This is a genomic window from Pseudomonas sp. GW823-FHT04A03 (genome assembly GCF_058796615.1).
Window position 1 is genome coordinate 305,254 of record NZ_JBXAIV010000007.1, and the last position, 16,737, is coordinate 321,990.

A 16,737-nucleotide genomic window follows, 5' to 3' on the forward strand; every position below is an offset into this window, starting at 1 on the left:
TATCAGACCGCTACCAGCACGACAGCGCCGATGACCAACACGGCACCAGCAGCCATCGAAGCAGCGTACCAACGCAGTTGACCGGTTTCGGTACGGCTCAGGGCAGTGTGACCACCCTTGGCCATACGCGGGATCAGACCGATGGTCTGGTCGAGCGGGTCTTTGCGCAGCATGTGGCTGATCGCAAGGTACGGCTTCACGAACAGTTTGTCGTAGATCCAGTCGAAGCCCCAGGCAGCGAACCACCAGGCCGAAAGGAGACGGCCGATGCCGCTGTTGGCAATCGCGGTCACGAAGCGACGCTTGCCGAGGAACAGCAGGGCCGCCAGCAGGATACCGGCCAGAGCGATGGCGCCCGAGGCGATTTCCAGACTGTGCTTGGCTTCGCCACCGGCATGGCCAACGCTCTCGGGCAGTACGCCGTGCAGCGGTGGAACGATCATGGCGCCGACGAAGGTCGACAGCACGATCAGCACCGACAGCGGCAGCCAGTGAGCGATGCCGTGACCGGCGTGGGCTTCGGTCTTGGCTTCACCGTGGAACGCGATGAAGATCAGGCGGAAGGTGTACAGCGACGTCATGAATGCGCCGACCAGACCTGCGTAGAGCAGACCGTGGTTGCCGCTGGCGAACGCTTCCCAGAGGATTTCGTCCTTGGAGTAGAAACCTGCGGTCACCAGCGGCAGGGCGGCCAGAGCGGCACCACCGACGATGAAGCTGGCGTAGGCCAGCGGCAGTTTCTTCCACAGGCCGCCCATCTTGAAGATGTTCTGCTCGTGGTGGCAGGCAACGATCACCGCACCGGAGGCAAGGAACAGCAGGGCCTTGAAGAAGGCGTGGGTCATCAGGTGGAAGATCGCGCCTTCCCAGGCGCCAACGCCCAGCGCCAGGAACATGTAGCCGATCTGGCTCATGGTCGAGTAGGCGAGGATACGTTTGATGTCGGTTTGTACCAGTGCGGCAAAACCTGCCAGAACCAGGGTCACACCACCGACGATGCCGACCAGGTGCAGGATGTCCGGCGCCAGGGCGAACAGACCGTGGGTACGGGCGATCAGGTAGACACCGGCAGTCACCATGGTTGCGGCGTGGATCAGTGCCGAAACCGGGGTAGGGCCGGCCATCGCGTCCGCAAGCCAGGTTTGCAGCGGCAGTTGAGCCGATTTACCGACCGCACCGCCCAGCAGCATCAGGGTGGCCAGCACGATCCAGAAATCGCCGACCTTGAAGTGCTCGGGCGCCTTCACCAGCAGTTCCTGGACGTTCAGCGTGCCCAGTTGCTGGAACAGGATGAACAGGCCGATCGCCATGAACACGTCGCCGATACGGGTGACGATGAAGGCTTTCAGTGCGGCGTTACCGTTGTTGCGGTTGCTGTAATAGAAACCGATCAACAGGTACGAGCACAGGCCCACGCCTTCCCAACCGAAGTAGATGAACAGCAGGTTATCGCCGAGGATCAGGAACAGCATGCTGGCGATAAACAGGTTGGTGTACGAGAAGAAGCGCGAGTAACCGTCTTCGCCACGCATGTACCACGATGCAAACAGGTGGATCAGGAAGCCGACGCCGACGACCACACCGAGCATGGTCACGGACAGACCATCCAGGTACAGCGCGAAGTTAGGCTGGAAGCCTTCCACCGACATCCAGCGCCACAGCACCTGGGTGTAGACGCCACCTTCCGGTGGAGCGACGTTGAATTGCCAGATCACGTAAGCCGCGACGATGGCAGACAGGCCGATGGAGCCGACACCGATCAGCGCCGACAGGTTTTCCGAGAAGCGGCCGCGCGAGAACGACAGCAACAGGAACCCGATCAGAGGGAATACGAAAGTCAGAAAGAGTAGGTTCATCCGCGCATCTCACTGGCAGCGTCGATATCGAGCGTGTGGAAGCGGCGATACAGTTGCAGCAGGATCGCCAGGCCAATACTGGCTTCGGCGGCTGCAAGGCTGATCACCAGGATGAACATGATCTGTCCATCCGGTTGCGCCCAGCGGGCGCCCGCGACGATGAAGGCCAGTGCAGAGGCGTTCATCATCACTTCCAGACTCATCAACACGAACAAAATGTTGCGGCGGACCATCAGGCCGACCAGACCAAGGCAGAACAGGATGCCGGCGACGGCCAGACCATGTTCGAGAGGGATAGCAGGCATGTCTTACTCCTTCGCCTCGTTACGGCCCAAATGGAACGCCGTGACGGCTGCAGCGAGCAGCAGCATCGAGGCGAGTTCGACCACCAGCAGATACGGGCCGAACAGGCTGATGCCCACGGCTTTTGCATCGACGGTGGTGTGGCCGATGGCCTGACCGCTCTGGTGAGCGAACAGCACATACAGCAGTTCGGCCAGCAGCAGGGCGGCGAGAATCACCGGCCCCGCCCAGATCCCGGGCTTGAGCCAGGTGCGTTCCTGCTGAACCGAGGCGGGACCGAGGTTCAGCATCATCACCACAAACACGAACAGCACCATGATGGCGCCAGCGTAGGCGATCACTTCCAGCACGCCGGCGAACGGAGCGCCGAGTGCGAAGAAGGTCATGGCCACGGCGATCAACGAAATGATCAGGTAGAGCAGGGCGTGCACAGGATTGGTGTTGGTGACCACACGCAGTGTGGACACAACAGCGATACCCGATGCGAAATAGAAAGCGAATTCCATCGTTCTTCCTTAAGGCAGCAAGCTCTTCACGTTGATCGGCTCGGCTTCGTTTTGTGCGGCACCTTTCGGCTTGCCCGCAACGGCCATACCTGCAACACGATAGAAGTTGTAATCAGGGTTTTTGCCGGGGCCGGAGATCAGCAGATCTTCTTTCTCGTACACCAGGTCCTGACGTTTGAACTCGGCCATCTCGAAATCCGGGGTCAACTGGATCGCGGTGGTCGGGCAGGCTTCCTCGCAGAGACCGCAGAAAATGCAGCGCGAGAAGTTGATACGGAAGAAGTCCGGGTACCAGCGACCGTCTTCGGTTTCAGCTTTCTGCAGCGAGATGCAACCCACCGGGCAGGCCACGGCGCACAGGTTGCAGGCTACGCAGCGTTCTTCGCCATCGGGGTCGCGGGTCAGGACTATGCGGCCACGGTAGCGTGGTGGCAGGTAGACCGGCTCTTCCGGGTATTGCAGGGTGTCGCGCTTGCGAAAGCCATGGCCGAAGACCATGACCAGGCTGCGCAACTGGGTACCGGTACCCTTAACGATGTCGCCAATATATTTGAACATGGGTCAAATCCTCACTGAACCGCAACCGCAGGCGTGTTCCACAACACGATTGCAGCGGTCACCAGCAAATTGATCAGGGTCAGTGGCAGGCAGAATTTCCAGCTGAAATCCATCACCTGGTCATAACGCGGACGCGGGATGGAAGCGCGCAGCAGGATGAACAGCATGATGAAGAACGCGGTCTTCAATGCGAACCAGACGAAGGACAGTTGCGGCAGGATGCCGAACGGACCGTGCCAGCCACCGAAGAACAGGGTGACCAGCAGCGCCGAGATCAGGATGATGCCGATGTATTCACCGACGAAGAACATGCCCCATTTCATACCGGCGTATTCAATGTGGTAACCGTCGGCCAGTTCCTGTTCCGCTTCCGGCTGGTCGAACGGGTGACGGTGAGTCACGGCCACGCCAGCGATGAAGAAGGTACAGAAGCCGAAGAACTGCGGAATGATGAACCACAGGTTCTGCGCCTGGTACTCGACGATGTCGCGCATGTTGAACGAGCCGACTTGCACCACGATGCCCATCAGGGCCAGGCCCATGAACACTTCGTAGGACACGGTCTGCGCCGAGGCACGCAAGCTGCCCAACAGGGCGAACTTGTTGTTACTCGACCAGCCGGCGAACAGCACCGCGTAGACCGACAGACCGGCCATGGCGAAGAAGAACAGCAGGCCGATGTTCAGATCCGCCACGCCCCAGGTCGGGGTGATCGGGATGATCGCGAAGGCGATCAGCAGGGCGGACATGGCCACCACCGGTGCCAGGGTGAAGATCACCTTGTCGGCAAACGGCGGGGTCCAGTCTTCCTTGAAGAACATCTTCAGCATGTCGGCCGCGATCTGGAACATGCCGAACGGGCCAACGCGGTTCGGACCGTAACGGTCCTGCCACCAGCCCAGCAGGCGACGCTCGACAAAGCTGAGCAACGCGCCTGCGACCACCACGGCCAGCAGGATCACGATGGCCTTGATGACCGTCAGGATCACATCGATCACTTCAGGGGTGAACCAGGTCATTGCGCTGCCTCCTGCAGACCATCAACGGTTTGGCCGAAAATCGCCGGCGGAATGCCTGCCAGACCGGCCGGCAGTGCAACCAGGCCAGCGCCCAGCTCTTCATTGATGCGCAGCGGCAGACGCAGGGTCTGGCCGGCAACATTGAGGCTCAGCAGTGCGCCGTCGTTGACGCCCAGGCGATCCGCTTCGGACTTGGCCAGTGAAACGTAGGCGGCCGGGATGCGTTCCTGGACCGGAGCGGCTTTCGACGAGTTCTCGTCGCTGCCGAACAGGTGGTAGAACGGCACGGCTTGCCAGGTGCCCTGGGCCGGGTTGAACGCGCGCGGAACACTGGCGAACCAGTTCAGCGAATCACCGGTGCTTTCGATCAGGCGGGTGCCCGGATCGCCAGCGCGCAGGTGACCACCGACTTCGTCCTGGAACTTGTTCCAGGCTTGCGGCGAGTTCCAGCCCGGCGACCATGCAAAAGGAACCTGCTGACGCGGTTCGGCGGAGCCCGAGTAACCTTCCATCGAGAAGGCGAACGCGGTGTCCTTGTCTTGCGGGGTACGTGGTTCGTGAACGCTGATGTCGGCGCGCATCGCGGTGCGACCGGAGTAACGCAGCGGCTCACGCGCCAGTTTCAGACCCTTGATGCGGAACGAGGCGGACGGCGCGGCGTCGACGATGCGGGCCAGCTGCGTGGTGCTCGAAGCAACGGCGGCAGTCACATGGTCCAGTTGCGTCCAGTCGATCGGCTGGTTCAGCAGGGTGGCGCGCAGGGCGTGCAGCCAGCGCCAGCCTTCGTGGACCAGAATGCTCGCGTCCATGTATTGCGGGTCGAAAACCTGGAAGAAGCGCTGGGCGCGACCTTCCTGGCTGACCAGCGTACCGTCGCCTTCAGCAAAGCTGGCGGCTGGCAGAACCAGATGCGCGCGGTCGCTGGTGGCGGTCTTCTGATGGTCGGCAACGATCACCACTTTCGCAGCGTTCAGTGCCGCATCGACCTTGGCCTTGGCGGTACGGGTGTACAGATCGTTTTCCAGCACGACGATGGCGTCAGCCTTGCCGTCGATGACCGCTTGCAGCGCGGCATCGACCGACTCGCCACCGAGCATGGCCAGGCCGAGGCTGTTGGCTTCCGGCACGATCAGGCTGATCGAGCCGTTCTTCTCGCGCAGCTTCAGGGCTTTGGCGATATTCGCAGCCGCTTCGATCAAGGCTTTGGAGCCCAGCGAAGTACCGGCAATGATCAGCGGACGTTTGGCCGCGAGCAGGGCGTCGGCGATGCGCTTGGCCAGTTCCAGGGCTTCGGCGTCCAGACCTTCAACGGCCGGTGCGCTGGCGTCCAGGGCGTGAGCCACGGCGAAACCGATGCGGGCCAGATCGTCTGGAGCGGCGTGTACGCATTCTTCGGCGATGTCGTCGAGCTTGGTTTCAGCCAGGCTGGCGATGAACAGCGGGTTCAGCTCGTGCTGACCGATGTTCTTCACCGCGGCGTCGAGCCAAGGCTGGACGCGCATGGCTTCGGCCATGTCTTCGGCCTTGCCTTTGACCGACTGACGCAGGGCCAGGGCCATACGGGCGGCGGTCTGGGTCAGGTCTTCACCGAGGACGAACACAGCGTCGTGGTCTTCGATGTCGCGCATGTTCGGCACTGGCAACGGGCTGTCTTTCAGCACTTGCAGGACCAGACGGATGCGTTCCAGTTCGGAGGCTTCGATACCGGAGTAGAAGTGCTCGGCGCCGACCAGTTCACGCAACGCGTAGTTGCTTTCGAGGCTGGCACGCGGCGAACCGATACCGACGATGTTGCGACCGCGCAGCAGGTCGGCGGCTTTATCCAGCGCGTCGTCCAGGCTCAGCTTGGTGCCGTCGGCCAGCAGTGGCTGACGTGGACGGTCGGTGCGGTTGACGTAGCCATAACCGAAACGGCCACGGTCGCACAGGAAGTACTGGTTCACCGAACCGTTGTAACGGTTTTCGATGCGACGCAGTTCGCCGTAACGCTCGCCCGGGGAGATGTTGCAACCGCTCGAGCAGCCATGGCAGATGCTCGGCGAGAACTGCATGTCCCACTTGCGGTTGTAGCGCTCGGAGTGAGTCTTGTCGGTGAACACACCGGTCGGGCAGACCTCGGTGAGGTTGCCGGAGAACTCGCTTTCGAGGGTGCCGTCTTCAACGCGACCGAAGTACACGTTGTCGTGGGCGCCGAATACACCGAGGTCGGTGCCGCCGGCGTAGTCCTTGTAGAAACGCACGCAGCGGTAGCAAGCGATGCAGCGGTTCATTTCGTGGGAAATGAACGGGCCCAGTTGCTGGTTCTGGTGGGTGCGTTTGGTGAAGCGATAACGGCGCTCGTTGTGGCCGGTCATCACGGTCATGTCTTGCAGGTGGCAGTGACCGCCTTCCTCGCACACAGGGCAGTCGTGCGGGTGGTTGGTCATCAGCCATTCAACAACACTGGCGCGAAACGCCTTGGATTCTTCATCGTCGATGGAGATCCAGGTGTTGTCGGTGGCAGGGGTCATGCAGGACATGACGATGCGACCACGGGTGTCGTTCTCGTCGGTGTACTGCTTGACCGCGCACTGGCGGCAGGCCCCGACGCTACCAAGCGCGGGGTGCCAGCAGAAATAAGGGATGTCGAGGCCCAGCGACAGACATGCCTGTAACAGGTTGTCTGCCCCGTCGACTTCGAGCGCTTTGCCGTCTACGTGGATAGTGGCCATGGTTCAAAGGTCTTCGTTGGCCCGGTGTCAGCGGGCGTGGCTAATGGAATCTTGTTATCCGTCCGAATCCAGTCAGCCCCGAAAGGCGTCATCGGACGAAAGGCGAAGGGCACGGACCCTTCGCCTTTTTTAAGCGTTTACGCGCCGACTACGATCGGCTTCGCCAGAGGCGGGACGGCGGCGCTTGCAGGCGCGATACCGGCTTCGAACTCTGGACGGAAGTATTTGATGGCACTGCCCAACGGTTCCACGGCACCCGGTGCGTGAGCACAGAAGGTCTTGCCCGGGCCGAGGAAGTTGACCAGACCCAGCAGGGTCTCGATGTCGCCTGGCTGGCCGCGACCTTGTTCGATCGCCATCAAGAGCTTGACGCTCCATGGCAAACCATCACGGCATGGGGTGCAGAAACCGCAGGATTCGCGAGCGAAGAACTGCTCCATGTTGCGCAGCAGGGACACCATGTTGACGCTGTCGTCCACCGCCATGGCCAGGCCGGTGCCCATACGGGTGCCCACTTTGGCGATGCCGCCGGCATACATTTGTGCGTCGAGGTGTTCCGGCAACAGGAAACCGGTACCGGCGCCGCCTGGCTGCCAGGCTTTCAGCTTGAAGCCGTCGCGCATGCCGCCGGCGTAGTCTTCGAACAGTTCGCGACCGGTCACGCCGAATGGCAGTTCCCACAGACCAGGGTTCTTGACCTTGCCGGAGAAGCCCATGAGCTTGGTGCCCATGTCTTCGCTGCCGTCGCGGGCCAACGATTTGTACCAGTCCACGCCGTCGGCGATGATCGCCGGCACGTTGCACAGGGTTTCAACGTTGTTCACGCAGGTCGGCTTGCCCCACACGCCAACGGCGGCAGGGAAGGGCGGTTTGGAGCGCGGGTTGGCGCGGCGACCTTCGAGGGAGTTGATCAGTGCGGTTTCTTCACCGCAGATGTAACGCCCGGCGCCGGTGTGGACGAACAGCTCGAAATCGAAGCCGCTGCCCAGGATGTTTTTGCCCAGCAAGCCAGCTGCCTTGGCTTCTTCCACGGCACGGTTCAAGTGCTTGGCGGCGGTGGTGTACTCGCCACGCAGGAAGATGTAGCCACGGTAGGTTTTCAGCGCGCGAGCACTGATCAGCATGCCTTCGATCAGCAGATGGGGCAGTTGCTCCATCAACATGCGGTCTTTCCAGGTGTTCGGCTCCATTTCATCCGCGTTGCACAGCAGGTAGCGGATGTTGATGGATTCGTCCTTTGGCATCAGGCCCCACTTCACGCCAGTGGGGAAGCCTGCACCGCCGCGACCTTTGAGGCCGGCGTCTTTCACGGTCTGGACGATGGCGTCCTGATCCATGTCGGCGAAGGCCTTGCGCGCAGCGGCGTAACCGTTCTTGGCCTGGTACTCGTCGAGCCACACGGCTTCGCCGTCGTCACGCAGGCGCCAGGTCAGCGGGTGAGTCTCGGCCGAACGCTGGATGCGGTTGGCCGGGCCGAAAGAAGTCAGGGTCATACGTAGCCCTCGAGCAGTTTGGCGACGCCGGCAGGCTGGACATCGCCAAAGGTGTCGTCATCGATCATCAGCGCCGGTGCCTTGTCGCAGTTGCCGAGGCAGCAGACCGGCAGCAGGGTGAAACGACCGTCGGCGGTGGTCTGACCCAGGCCGATACCCAGGTTGTTCTGGATTTCGCTGACCACCGACTCGTGGCCGCCGATGTAGCAGACCATGCTGTCGCAGACGCGAATGATGTGACGGCCGACCGGCTGACGGAAGATCTGGCTGTAGAACGTGGCCACGCCTTCAACGTCGCTGGCCGGGATGCCGAGGATCTCGCCGATGGCGTACAGGGCGCCGTCCGGCACCCAGCCGCGTTCCTTCTGAACGATCTTCAGGGCTTCGATCGACGCCGCGCGCGGGTCTTCGTAGTGATGCAGCTCGTGCTCGATGGCCGAGCGCTCGGTTTCACTCAGGGTGAAACGGTCTGTCTGGATAAGCGTGCTGTTCATGCTTAGCGGTCCACGTCGGCCATAACGAAATCGATACTACCCAGGTACGCAATCAGGTCCGCGACCATGCTGCCTTTGATCACCGAAGGGATCTGTTGCAGATGCGGGAAGCTCGGAGTGCGGATCCGGGTACGGTAGCTCATGGTGCCGCCGTCGCTCGTCAGGTAATAACTGTTGATGCCCTTGGTCGCTTCGATCATCTGGAAGGATTCGTTGGCCGGCATGACCGGGCCCCACGAAACCTGCAGGAAGTGCGTGATCAAGGTTTCGATGTGCTGCAGCGTGCGCTCTTTCGGCGGCGGCGTGGTCAGTGGGTGATCCGCCTTGTACGGGCCTTCCGGCATGTTGCGCAGGCACTGGTCGATGATCTTGACGCTCTGACGCATCTCTTCGACGCGAACCATGCAGCGGTCGTAGGCATCGCCGTTGGCGGCCAGCGGCACTTCGAACTCGAAGTTCTCGTAGCCGGAGTACGGACGCGCCTTACGCAGGTCGAAGTCGCAACCGGTGGAACGCAGGCCGGCACCGGTGACGCCCCATTCCAGGGCCTCTTTGGTGTTGTACTGGGCAACGCCGATGGTACGACCTTTGAGGATGCTGTTCTGCAGGGCGGCCTTGGTGTATTCGTCGAGGCGCTTTGGCAGCCATTCAACGAAGTCTTTCACCAGTTTTTCCCAGCCGCGCGGCAGGTCGTGGGCGACGCCACCGATGCGGTACCAGGCCGGGTGCAGACGGAAACCGGTGATGGCTTCGATCACCGTGTACGCCTTCTGGCGGTCGGTGAAGGTGAAGAACACCGGGGTCATGGCGCCGACGTCCTGGATGTAAGTACCCAGGAACAGCAGGTGGCTGGTGATCCGGAAGAACTCGGCCATCATGATGCGGATGACGTCGACCTTCTCTGGCACCTTGATGCCGGCCAGCTTCTCGACCGAGAGCACGTACGGCAGGTTGTTCATCACGCCGCCGAGGTAGTCGATACGGTCGGTGTACGGAATGAAGCTGTGCCAGGACTGACGCTCGGCCATCTTCTCGGCGCCACGGTGGTGGTAACCGATGTCCGGAACGCAATCGACGATCTCTTCACCGTCCAGTTGCAGGATGATGCGGAACGCACCGTGAGCCGAAGGGTGGTTCGGGCCCAGGTTGAGGAACATGTAGTCCTCGTTCGCCCCGGAACGCTTCATGCCCCAGTCTTCAGGACGGAAGCGCGCGGCTTCTTCCTCAAGCTGCTGCTTGGCCAGGTTCAGGCTGAACGGATCGAATTCGGTGGCGCGCGCCGGGAAGTCCTTGCGCAGCGGGTGACCTTCCCAGGTCGGCGGCATCATGATGCGCGACAGGTGCGGGTGACCTTTGAAGTCGATGCCGTACATGTCCCAGACTTCACGCTCGTACCAGTTGGCGTTCGGCCAGATGCTGGTGACGGTCGGCAAGCTCAGGTCGCTCTCGGACAAGGCGACCTTGATCATCACGTCACTATTACGTTCCAGCGACATGAGGTGATAGAACACGGTGAAGTCGGCACCGCTCGGCAGCCCTTGACGCTTGGTGCGCAGACGCTCGTCCACGCCGTGCAGGTCATAGAGCATGACATACGGCTTGGGCAGGTTGCGCAGGAAGGTCAGGACTTCGACGAGTCTGGCGCGAGCCACCCACAGCACCGGCATGCCGGTGCGGGTCGGCTGAGCGGTGAACGCTTCGGCGCCAAAACGGTTGTTCAGTTCGACGACCACATCCTGGTCGTCTGCCTTATAAGGCGGGATGTACAGAGCACTGCCTGTAGTCATGGTTATTTTTTCGCTTTCGGTCAACGTAAAGAATGAAGCCAGCTTCTCGTTTCTTTGAAACAGACTGGATCAGACTTCGTCAGGGCTGCGCAGGTTGGTGACTGCGATTCGCTGTTCGCGGCGCTGTTCCTTCTGCGAAGGCATGTCGGCGCGATAAACGCCTTGATCGCCAACGACCCAGGAAAGTGGGCGACGCTCCTGGCCAATGGATTCCTGCAACAGCATCAAGCCTTGCAGAAATGCTTCTGGACGGGGCGGGCAGCCAGGTACGTAGACGTCAACGGGCAGGAACTTGTCCACCCCCTGAACCACGGAGTAGATGTCGTACATGCCACCGGAGTTGGCGCACGAACCCATCGAGATCACCCACTTGGGCTCGAGCATCTGCTCGTACAGGCGCTGAATGATCGGCGCCATCTTGATGAAGCAGGTCCCGGCGATAACCATGAAGTCGGCCTGACGCGGTGATGCCCGGATAACTTCGGCGCCGAAGCGCGCGATGTCGTGGGGCGCCGTGAAGGCGGTGGTCATTTCCACATAGCAGCACGACAGACCGAAGTTGTACGGCCACAGGGAGTTCTTACGTCCCCAGTTGACCGCGCCACTCAGCACGTCTTCCAGCTTGCCCATGAAAATGTTTTTGTGGACTTGATCTTCTAACGGATCGGAAACGGTTTCCCGCTGGCCGATCGGATACTGCTCGTTAGGAGCATCGGGGTCGATTCTGGTGAGATTGTATTGCATTGCCAAAGCCTCATTGTTTCAGCTTCGCCTGCCGCTTGCGACGAGCTTCCGGAGCCCAGTCAAGGGCGCCCACTCGGAACAGGTAGACAAGACCTGCCAACAGAATTGCTATGAAAACGAGAGCTTCGACGAATCCGGTCCAGCCGCTTTCGCGGACGGACACAGACCATGCAAAGAGAAAGAGGGCTTCGATATCGAAGATCACGAACAGCATCGCGACCAGATAGAATTTGGCTGAGAGCCGCAAGCGGGCGCCACCGGTAGGTAGCATGCCGGACTCGAACGGTTCGTTTTTGCTGCGGCCCCAGGCTTTTGACCCGAGGAGGCTGGAGACGCCGAGCATGAAGGCACACAGGCCGACTACACCCAGAAGGAAAATGGCAAAGCCCCAGTTGTGGGCCATGAGTCCTGTCGCTTCGGGCATGCTGGAAATCCTTAACAGAGAGCAAAGGTCTCTGAGCTTGATAAAGAAATAAGGCAGTGACGATATGTCGCAGCAATCAATCGCGCTGATTTTATGGCTAAACACCCGGCAAGTAAAATTCCTATAGCGAAATTATTTATTGGAATAAGGACATAGCGCACCTCAAAGGGCCCGCAGCCCATGCGTTGCGGGCATTAGCCGGGATTTCACGAATTATGTTTTGTAGGAAATGTAACGAACATAGTTGCCGCTAAATGATAATTAATATCGTTTGGAGTGGTTTCGTAACTGTTTAACGGGTCAGTAGTTGGGAAGTTGTCTTATATGCGCGTTACTGCAAGTAGCGGCGGCGCCCGTTTTAGCCGATTTTCGCGATGCGGATACCGCTCTGGATCAATGTTTTGCCTGACAGGCTGTGCCAATTCCTGAGGCGCCCGGAAAACCGCAGGCAAAAAAACGCCCCGAACCAGTCGGGGCGTCAGTTTTTCGGCAATGCGGTTAGCTTTCTATACGGTCCGCAAAGGCCGTTCGCTCAGGCGAAGTCGATCAGTGGAACTGTTCTTCTTCGGTCGAACCGGTCAGCGCGGTCACCGAGGACGTGCCGCCCTGGATCACGGTGGTCATGTCGTCGAAGTAGCCAGTGCCCACTTCCTGCTGGTGAGCCACGAAGGTGTAACCCTTGGCGGCGTCAGCGAATTCCTGCTCTTGCAGCTTCACGTAGGCAGTCATGTCGTTGCGGGCGTAGTCGTGCGCCAGGTTGAACATGCTGTGCCACATGTTGTGAATGCCGGCCAGGGTGATGAACTGGTGCTTGTAACCCATGGCGGACAGTTCGCGCTGGAACTTGGCGATGGTCGCGTCGTCCAGGTTTTTCTTCCAGTTGAAGGAAGGCGAGCAGTTGTACGACAGGATCTGGTCCGGGTATTCCTTCTTGATCGCTTCAGCGAAACGACGGGCTTCGTCCAGGTCCGGCTTGGCGGTTTCGCACCAGATCAGGTCGGCGTACGGCGCGTAGGCCAGGCCACGGGCGATTGCCTGGTCCAGACCGGCACGAACCTTGTAGAAACCTTCCTGGGTACGGGTGCCAGTCACGAACGGCTGGTCATACGGGTCGCAGTCGGAAGTCAGCAGGTCGGCAGCGTTGGCGTCGGTACGGGCCAGGATGATGGTCGGTACACCGGCAACGTCGGCAGCCAGACGAGCAGCGGTCAGCTTCTGCACGGCTTCCTGGGTTGGAACCAGAACCTTGCCGCCCATGTGGCCGCATTTCTTCACGGAAGCCAGCTGGTCTTCGAAGTGAACGCCGGCGGCGCCTGCTTCGATCATGCTCTTCATCAGCTCGTAGGCGTTCAGTACGCCGCCGAAACCGGCTTCGGCGTCAGCCACGATTGGCGCGAAGTAGTCGATGTAGCCATCGTCGCCCGGGTTCTTGCCGGCTTTCCACTGGATCTGGTCGGCACGACGGAACGAGTTGTTGATGCGCTTGACCACGGTTGGAACCGAGTCCACCGGGTACAGCGACTGATCCGGGTACATCGATTCGGCGGAGTTGTTGTCCGCAGCGACTTGCCAGCCCGACAGGTAGATCGCCTGGATACCGGCTTTAACCTGTTGCACAGCCTGGCCGCCGGTCAGGGCGCCCATGCAGTTGACGAAATCTTTCTCTGGGCGGAAGGACGGCTTGGCACCCTGGGTGACCAGGTTCCACAGTTTTTCGGCGCCCATTTTTGCAAAGGTGTGCTCTGGTTGAACCGAGCCACGCAGACGGACGACGTCAGCAGCGGAGTAATTGCGAGTCACGCCTTTCCAGCGCGGGTTTTCAGCCCAGTCTTTTTCAAGGGCTGCAATTTGCTGTTCGCGTGTCAGTGCCATGGAGATAAACCTCGTCGCGTCTTTATGAAAAGTTGTTCTGCGGTGGAAAATTCCTTGCGCTCGCTGACCAGAAGCTTAGGTGGTCAGGTCGGGTTCGGCGGGGCAGGCGACGGGATGAACGATGGGCTCGAGGGGAAGTGAGCAGGTAAAGGCGAACTGGCGGGCGCATTCGGGCGTCGTGGGCCTTTATACGAACTACAGTGTAAAGCCGGGTTACCTAATTACGCTTCCGTCCCTCGGGACAACTTCGTTCCAGTCGGCAACCTCGTCAAACACACCTTGTGGGCGGTACAGACACGAAACGGCTCGCGGGGATGGTTGCGAGCATCGCTTCGAAGGCCCTTGCCAGGGCCTCTGATTAGCGGGAGCGAGGCCATCATGCCTTCGCTTTTTTGGCTCGTCAAACGTTTTGTAGTGCTTTTTTTCAAGCACTACATCTTTCGTCTAATACGACTAATCAGTCAGTTTTTGGTGCTTTAGTCCAACGTGTCGACTTTCACCCGCAGCGTCATGTCATCCCGGCCTTGAGTCGAGTAGCTGCGGGCCAGACCCTGTTTGTCGGCCTGGGTCTGGCGATTCACGCCGGCGAGGGTGATCCATTCGCCCAGGCGTCCGGTGACAGTTGTGTCGGTGCTTTGCACGTTCACTACATCGGGACGTTCCTGGCTCATGCGGTCACGGTTGGTACTGATCGCCAGATGAACGGTTTCGCCGGTGACGCTGGCGGTGACGTAAAAACCCTGTGTGACGTTGCGATATTGAGTCTGGCTGCTGTAATCGCCGTAGGAGTTGGTCTGGCTGCTGGTGATCGGCACGCTCTGGCCGACCTGGATCAGCGCCGGTGCGCCTTCGCTGGCCTGGATCTGCTGAATGCCGCCATCACGGCTGGCAGTGCTGCGACTGATGATGCGGGTTTGCGCGCCGTTGACCGAATAGCCTTCATCTCCGCGACCGTTGTTTTCGTTGGTGTCGACCGTGATCAGCAGGCGCTTGGGCGCGGTGTCGAGCTGCGAGAGCAGGTTCTTGAGTTCTTCGATCTTGCCGGGCTCGGCCTTGACGATCAGTTGGTTGCCATAGGCGCTGACCTGGCCGTCCTTGCCGATGAAGTCCTGAGCCACCGGCAGCATGTCGGCGCTGGTGTGGTATTTGAGGGGCACGATTTCTGTGGCTGCCATCACCGAAAAACTGCAGCCGAGCAGCAGGGTGGTGAGCAGGGTGCGTAGGGACATGTCCGTTATCTCCGCTTTCGAAAGGCTTGATATTGCCAGTTTGTCGGCCCGGGGTGGGGCAAGTTGAATCGTAGACAGCAAAACGCCCCGGCATCGTGAGATGGCGGGGCGTTTTGAGGTGCACATCAAGCGTTATGCCGAATGACGAACCATATCGACATGTGGAATCCCGGCTTCGAGGAATTCCTCGCTGACCAGGTTGAAACCCAGGCGCTCATAGAACGCCGTGGCCTGCACCTGGGCGCTGAGCATCTGCTGCTTCAGGCCGCGAGCTTCCGCTTCGGCAATCACCGCTTGCATCAGCGCATCGCCGACCTTCAGGCCGCGCCAGTCCTTCAGTACCGAAACCCGGCCAACATGCCCGTCGGGCAAGAGGCGTGCGGTGCCGATCGGAAAGTCGCCTTCGAAAGCCAGAAAATGCACCGCCGTAGCGTCATCGGCGTCCCACTCAAGCTCGGGTGGAACCGATTGTTCGGCAATGAACACCGTTTCGCGAATGCGGCGGATCTCGGCGTTGTCCTTTTGCCAGTCTGCAACACGTACGCGAATCTTATTCATCGTCGGCGAACCCCAGGCTTCCCTGTTTGACCAGTTCGCACAGCAGGCCGCGACCGTCTTCGTCGCTCAGCCAGTCACCGAGGTTGTCGGTGTGCAGGGCGTCGGCGGAGCAGATCAGCTTCAGCAGTTCGCGCAGCTTGCCCGGCAGGTAACGGCTCTGGCCGCTGGCGAACAGCAGCAGGTCGTCATCGACGTCCGACCACGCCAGGCGCGCGCTCGGGTTGCGGATCAGGATGGCGCCGTCTTCTAGCGCGCCAAGAAGGTCTTCTTCCTCGACTTCTTCCGGGCCGACCACCAGTTCTGGATAACGCGGTTCGGTCATGTACTGGCCGAACCAGGTCAGTAGCAGGCGTTCGTCGCTCATGTGCTCGGCGAGCAGCGCTTTCAGGCGGCCGAGTGCATCGTGCTGGATCTGATGTGGGTCATCGCTGACCGGTTTGGCGTCGGCGTCGGTGTAGCGCTCTTCGTCAGTCAGGAACTGGCTGAGGAAGTCGGTGAAGTGGGTCAGCACTTCAGCGGCGCTCGGTGCGCGGAAGCCGACCGAGTAGGTCATGCAGTCATCGACGGCAACGCCGCAGTGGGCCAGGCGCGGCGGCAGGTAGAGCATGTCGCCCGGTTCCAGGACCCACTCTTCGGTCTCGTGGAATTCGGCGAGGATGCGCAGGTCCGCGTGTTGCAGCAGCGGGCTTTCGGAGTCGCACATCTGGCCGATTTTCCAGTTGCGCTTGCCGTGACCTTGCAGCAGGAACACGTCGTAGTTGTCGAAGTGCGGGCCGACGCTGCCACCCGGGGCGGCGAAGCTAATCATCACGTCGTCGACGCGCCAGCTCGGCAGGAAGCGGAAGTTTTCCAGCAGCTCGCTGACTTCCGGCACGAACTGATCGACCGCCTGCACTAGCAGGGTCCACTCGCGTTCCGGCAGTTTGCTGAATTCGTCTTCGGCGAACGGGCCGCGACGCAGTTCCCATGGACGCTCGCCGTGCTCGATCACCAGACGCGATTCGACTTCTTCTTCCAGGGCCAGGCCGGCGAGCTCGTCGGCGTCGATCGGGCTTTCGAAATCAGGAATCGCCTGACGGATCAGCAGTGGTTTTTTCTGCCAGTAATCGCGCATGAATTCGCGCGCCGTAAGACCACCCAGAAGTTGAAGAGGAATATCGGGATTCATATGTAACCTATTGAA

The 16,737-nt window shown here is 60.4% G+C and carries 15 protein-coding genes; all 15 read right to left on the reverse strand.

Translation table 11 applies throughout. From position 1 onward, the window contains the following. Positions 1–2: 2 nt before the first annotated feature. Entirely contained in the window at positions 3–1,856 is a 1,854-nt protein-coding gene (nuoL, locus tag AC1Q9F_RS19510; RefSeq protein WP_007951463.1) for an NADH-quinone oxidoreductase subunit L, read from the reverse strand. Next, complete coding sequence (gene nuoK, locus AC1Q9F_RS19515; protein WP_003180046.1) at positions 1,853–2,161, reverse strand: NADH-quinone oxidoreductase subunit NuoK; 309 nt, start codon at positions 2,159–2,161, stop codon at positions 1,853–1,855. Before nuoK ends, nuoL begins: the two co-directional genes overlap by 4 nt. Positions 2,162–2,164: 3 nt before the next feature. Continuing rightward, positions 2,165–2,665, reverse strand: a complete 501-nt coding sequence (nuoJ, locus tag AC1Q9F_RS19520) for an NADH-quinone oxidoreductase subunit J (protein WP_007951462.1) — start codon at positions 2,663–2,665, stop codon at positions 2,165–2,167. Positions 2,666–2,674: 9 nt separating this feature from the next. Beyond that, entirely contained in the window at positions 2,675–3,223 is a 549-nt protein-coding gene (gene nuoI / locus AC1Q9F_RS19525) for an NADH-quinone oxidoreductase subunit NuoI (protein WP_007951461.1), read from the reverse strand. An 11-nt stretch (positions 3,224–3,234) separates the two neighbouring features. After that, positions 3,235–4,242: an NADH-quinone oxidoreductase subunit NuoH gene (gene nuoH / locus AC1Q9F_RS19530; RefSeq protein ID WP_007951460.1), complete on the reverse strand. Its 1,008-nt coding sequence runs from the start codon at positions 4,240–4,242 to the stop codon at positions 3,235–3,237. After that, the gene (nuoG, locus tag AC1Q9F_RS19535) at positions 4,239–6,953 is read right to left on the reverse strand and encodes an NADH-quinone oxidoreductase subunit NuoG (protein ID WP_492620693.1); all 2,715 of its coding nucleotides are present in this window, start codon (positions 6,951–6,953) and stop codon (positions 4,239–4,241) included. The genes nuoH and nuoG overlap by 4 nt, the downstream gene beginning before the upstream one ends. Before the next feature lie 137 nt (positions 6,954–7,090). Next, positions 7,091–8,446, reverse strand: a complete 1,356-nt coding sequence (gene nuoF, locus AC1Q9F_RS19540) for an NADH-quinone oxidoreductase subunit NuoF (RefSeq protein WP_007951458.1) — start codon at positions 8,444–8,446, stop codon at positions 7,091–7,093. After that, positions 8,443–8,940 carry an NADH-quinone oxidoreductase subunit NuoE gene (nuoE, locus tag AC1Q9F_RS19545; protein ID WP_003223804.1) on the reverse strand — a complete coding sequence of 166 codons (498 nt, stop codon included), beginning with the start codon at positions 8,938–8,940 and terminating at the stop codon, positions 8,443–8,445. The genes nuoF and nuoE overlap by 4 nt, the downstream gene beginning before the upstream one ends. A gap of 2 nt (positions 8,941–8,942) precedes the next feature. After that, entirely contained in the window at positions 8,943–10,727 is a 1,785-nt protein-coding gene (gene nuoC / locus AC1Q9F_RS19550) for an NADH-quinone oxidoreductase subunit C/D (RefSeq protein ID WP_179694430.1), read from the reverse strand. A 69-nt stretch (positions 10,728–10,796) separates the two neighbouring features. Continuing rightward, positions 10,797–11,471, reverse strand: a complete 675-nt coding sequence (locus tag AC1Q9F_RS19555; protein WP_007951456.1) for a NuoB/complex I 20 kDa subunit family protein — start codon at positions 11,469–11,471, stop codon at positions 10,797–10,799. Between the two features lie 10 nt (positions 11,472–11,481). Beyond that, entirely contained in the window at positions 11,482–11,895 is a 414-nt protein-coding gene (locus tag AC1Q9F_RS19560) for an NADH-quinone oxidoreductase subunit A (RefSeq protein ID WP_003223812.1), read from the reverse strand. Between the two features lie 546 nt (positions 11,896–12,441). Next, on the reverse strand, positions 12,442–13,767 hold the full coding sequence (gene aceA, locus AC1Q9F_RS19565) for an isocitrate lyase (protein WP_007951455.1): 1,326 nt from the start codon (positions 13,765–13,767) through the stop codon (positions 12,442–12,444). Positions 13,768–14,243: 476 nt separating this feature from the next. Further along, on the reverse strand, positions 14,244–14,996 hold the full coding sequence (locus tag AC1Q9F_RS19570; protein WP_492620694.1) for a secretin N-terminal domain-containing protein: 753 nt from the start codon (positions 14,994–14,996) through the stop codon (positions 14,244–14,246). A gap of 132 nt (positions 14,997–15,128) precedes the next feature. Next, positions 15,129–15,554, reverse strand: a complete 426-nt coding sequence (locus tag AC1Q9F_RS19575) for a GNAT family N-acetyltransferase (protein WP_007951452.1) — start codon at positions 15,552–15,554, stop codon at positions 15,129–15,131. Beyond that, entirely contained in the window at positions 15,547–16,722 is a 1,176-nt protein-coding gene (locus tag AC1Q9F_RS19580) for a ribosomal protein uL16 3-hydroxylase (RefSeq protein WP_007951451.1), read from the reverse strand. The genes AC1Q9F_RS19575 and AC1Q9F_RS19580 overlap by 8 nt, the downstream gene beginning before the upstream one ends. Positions 16,723–16,737: the final 15 nt, after the last annotated feature.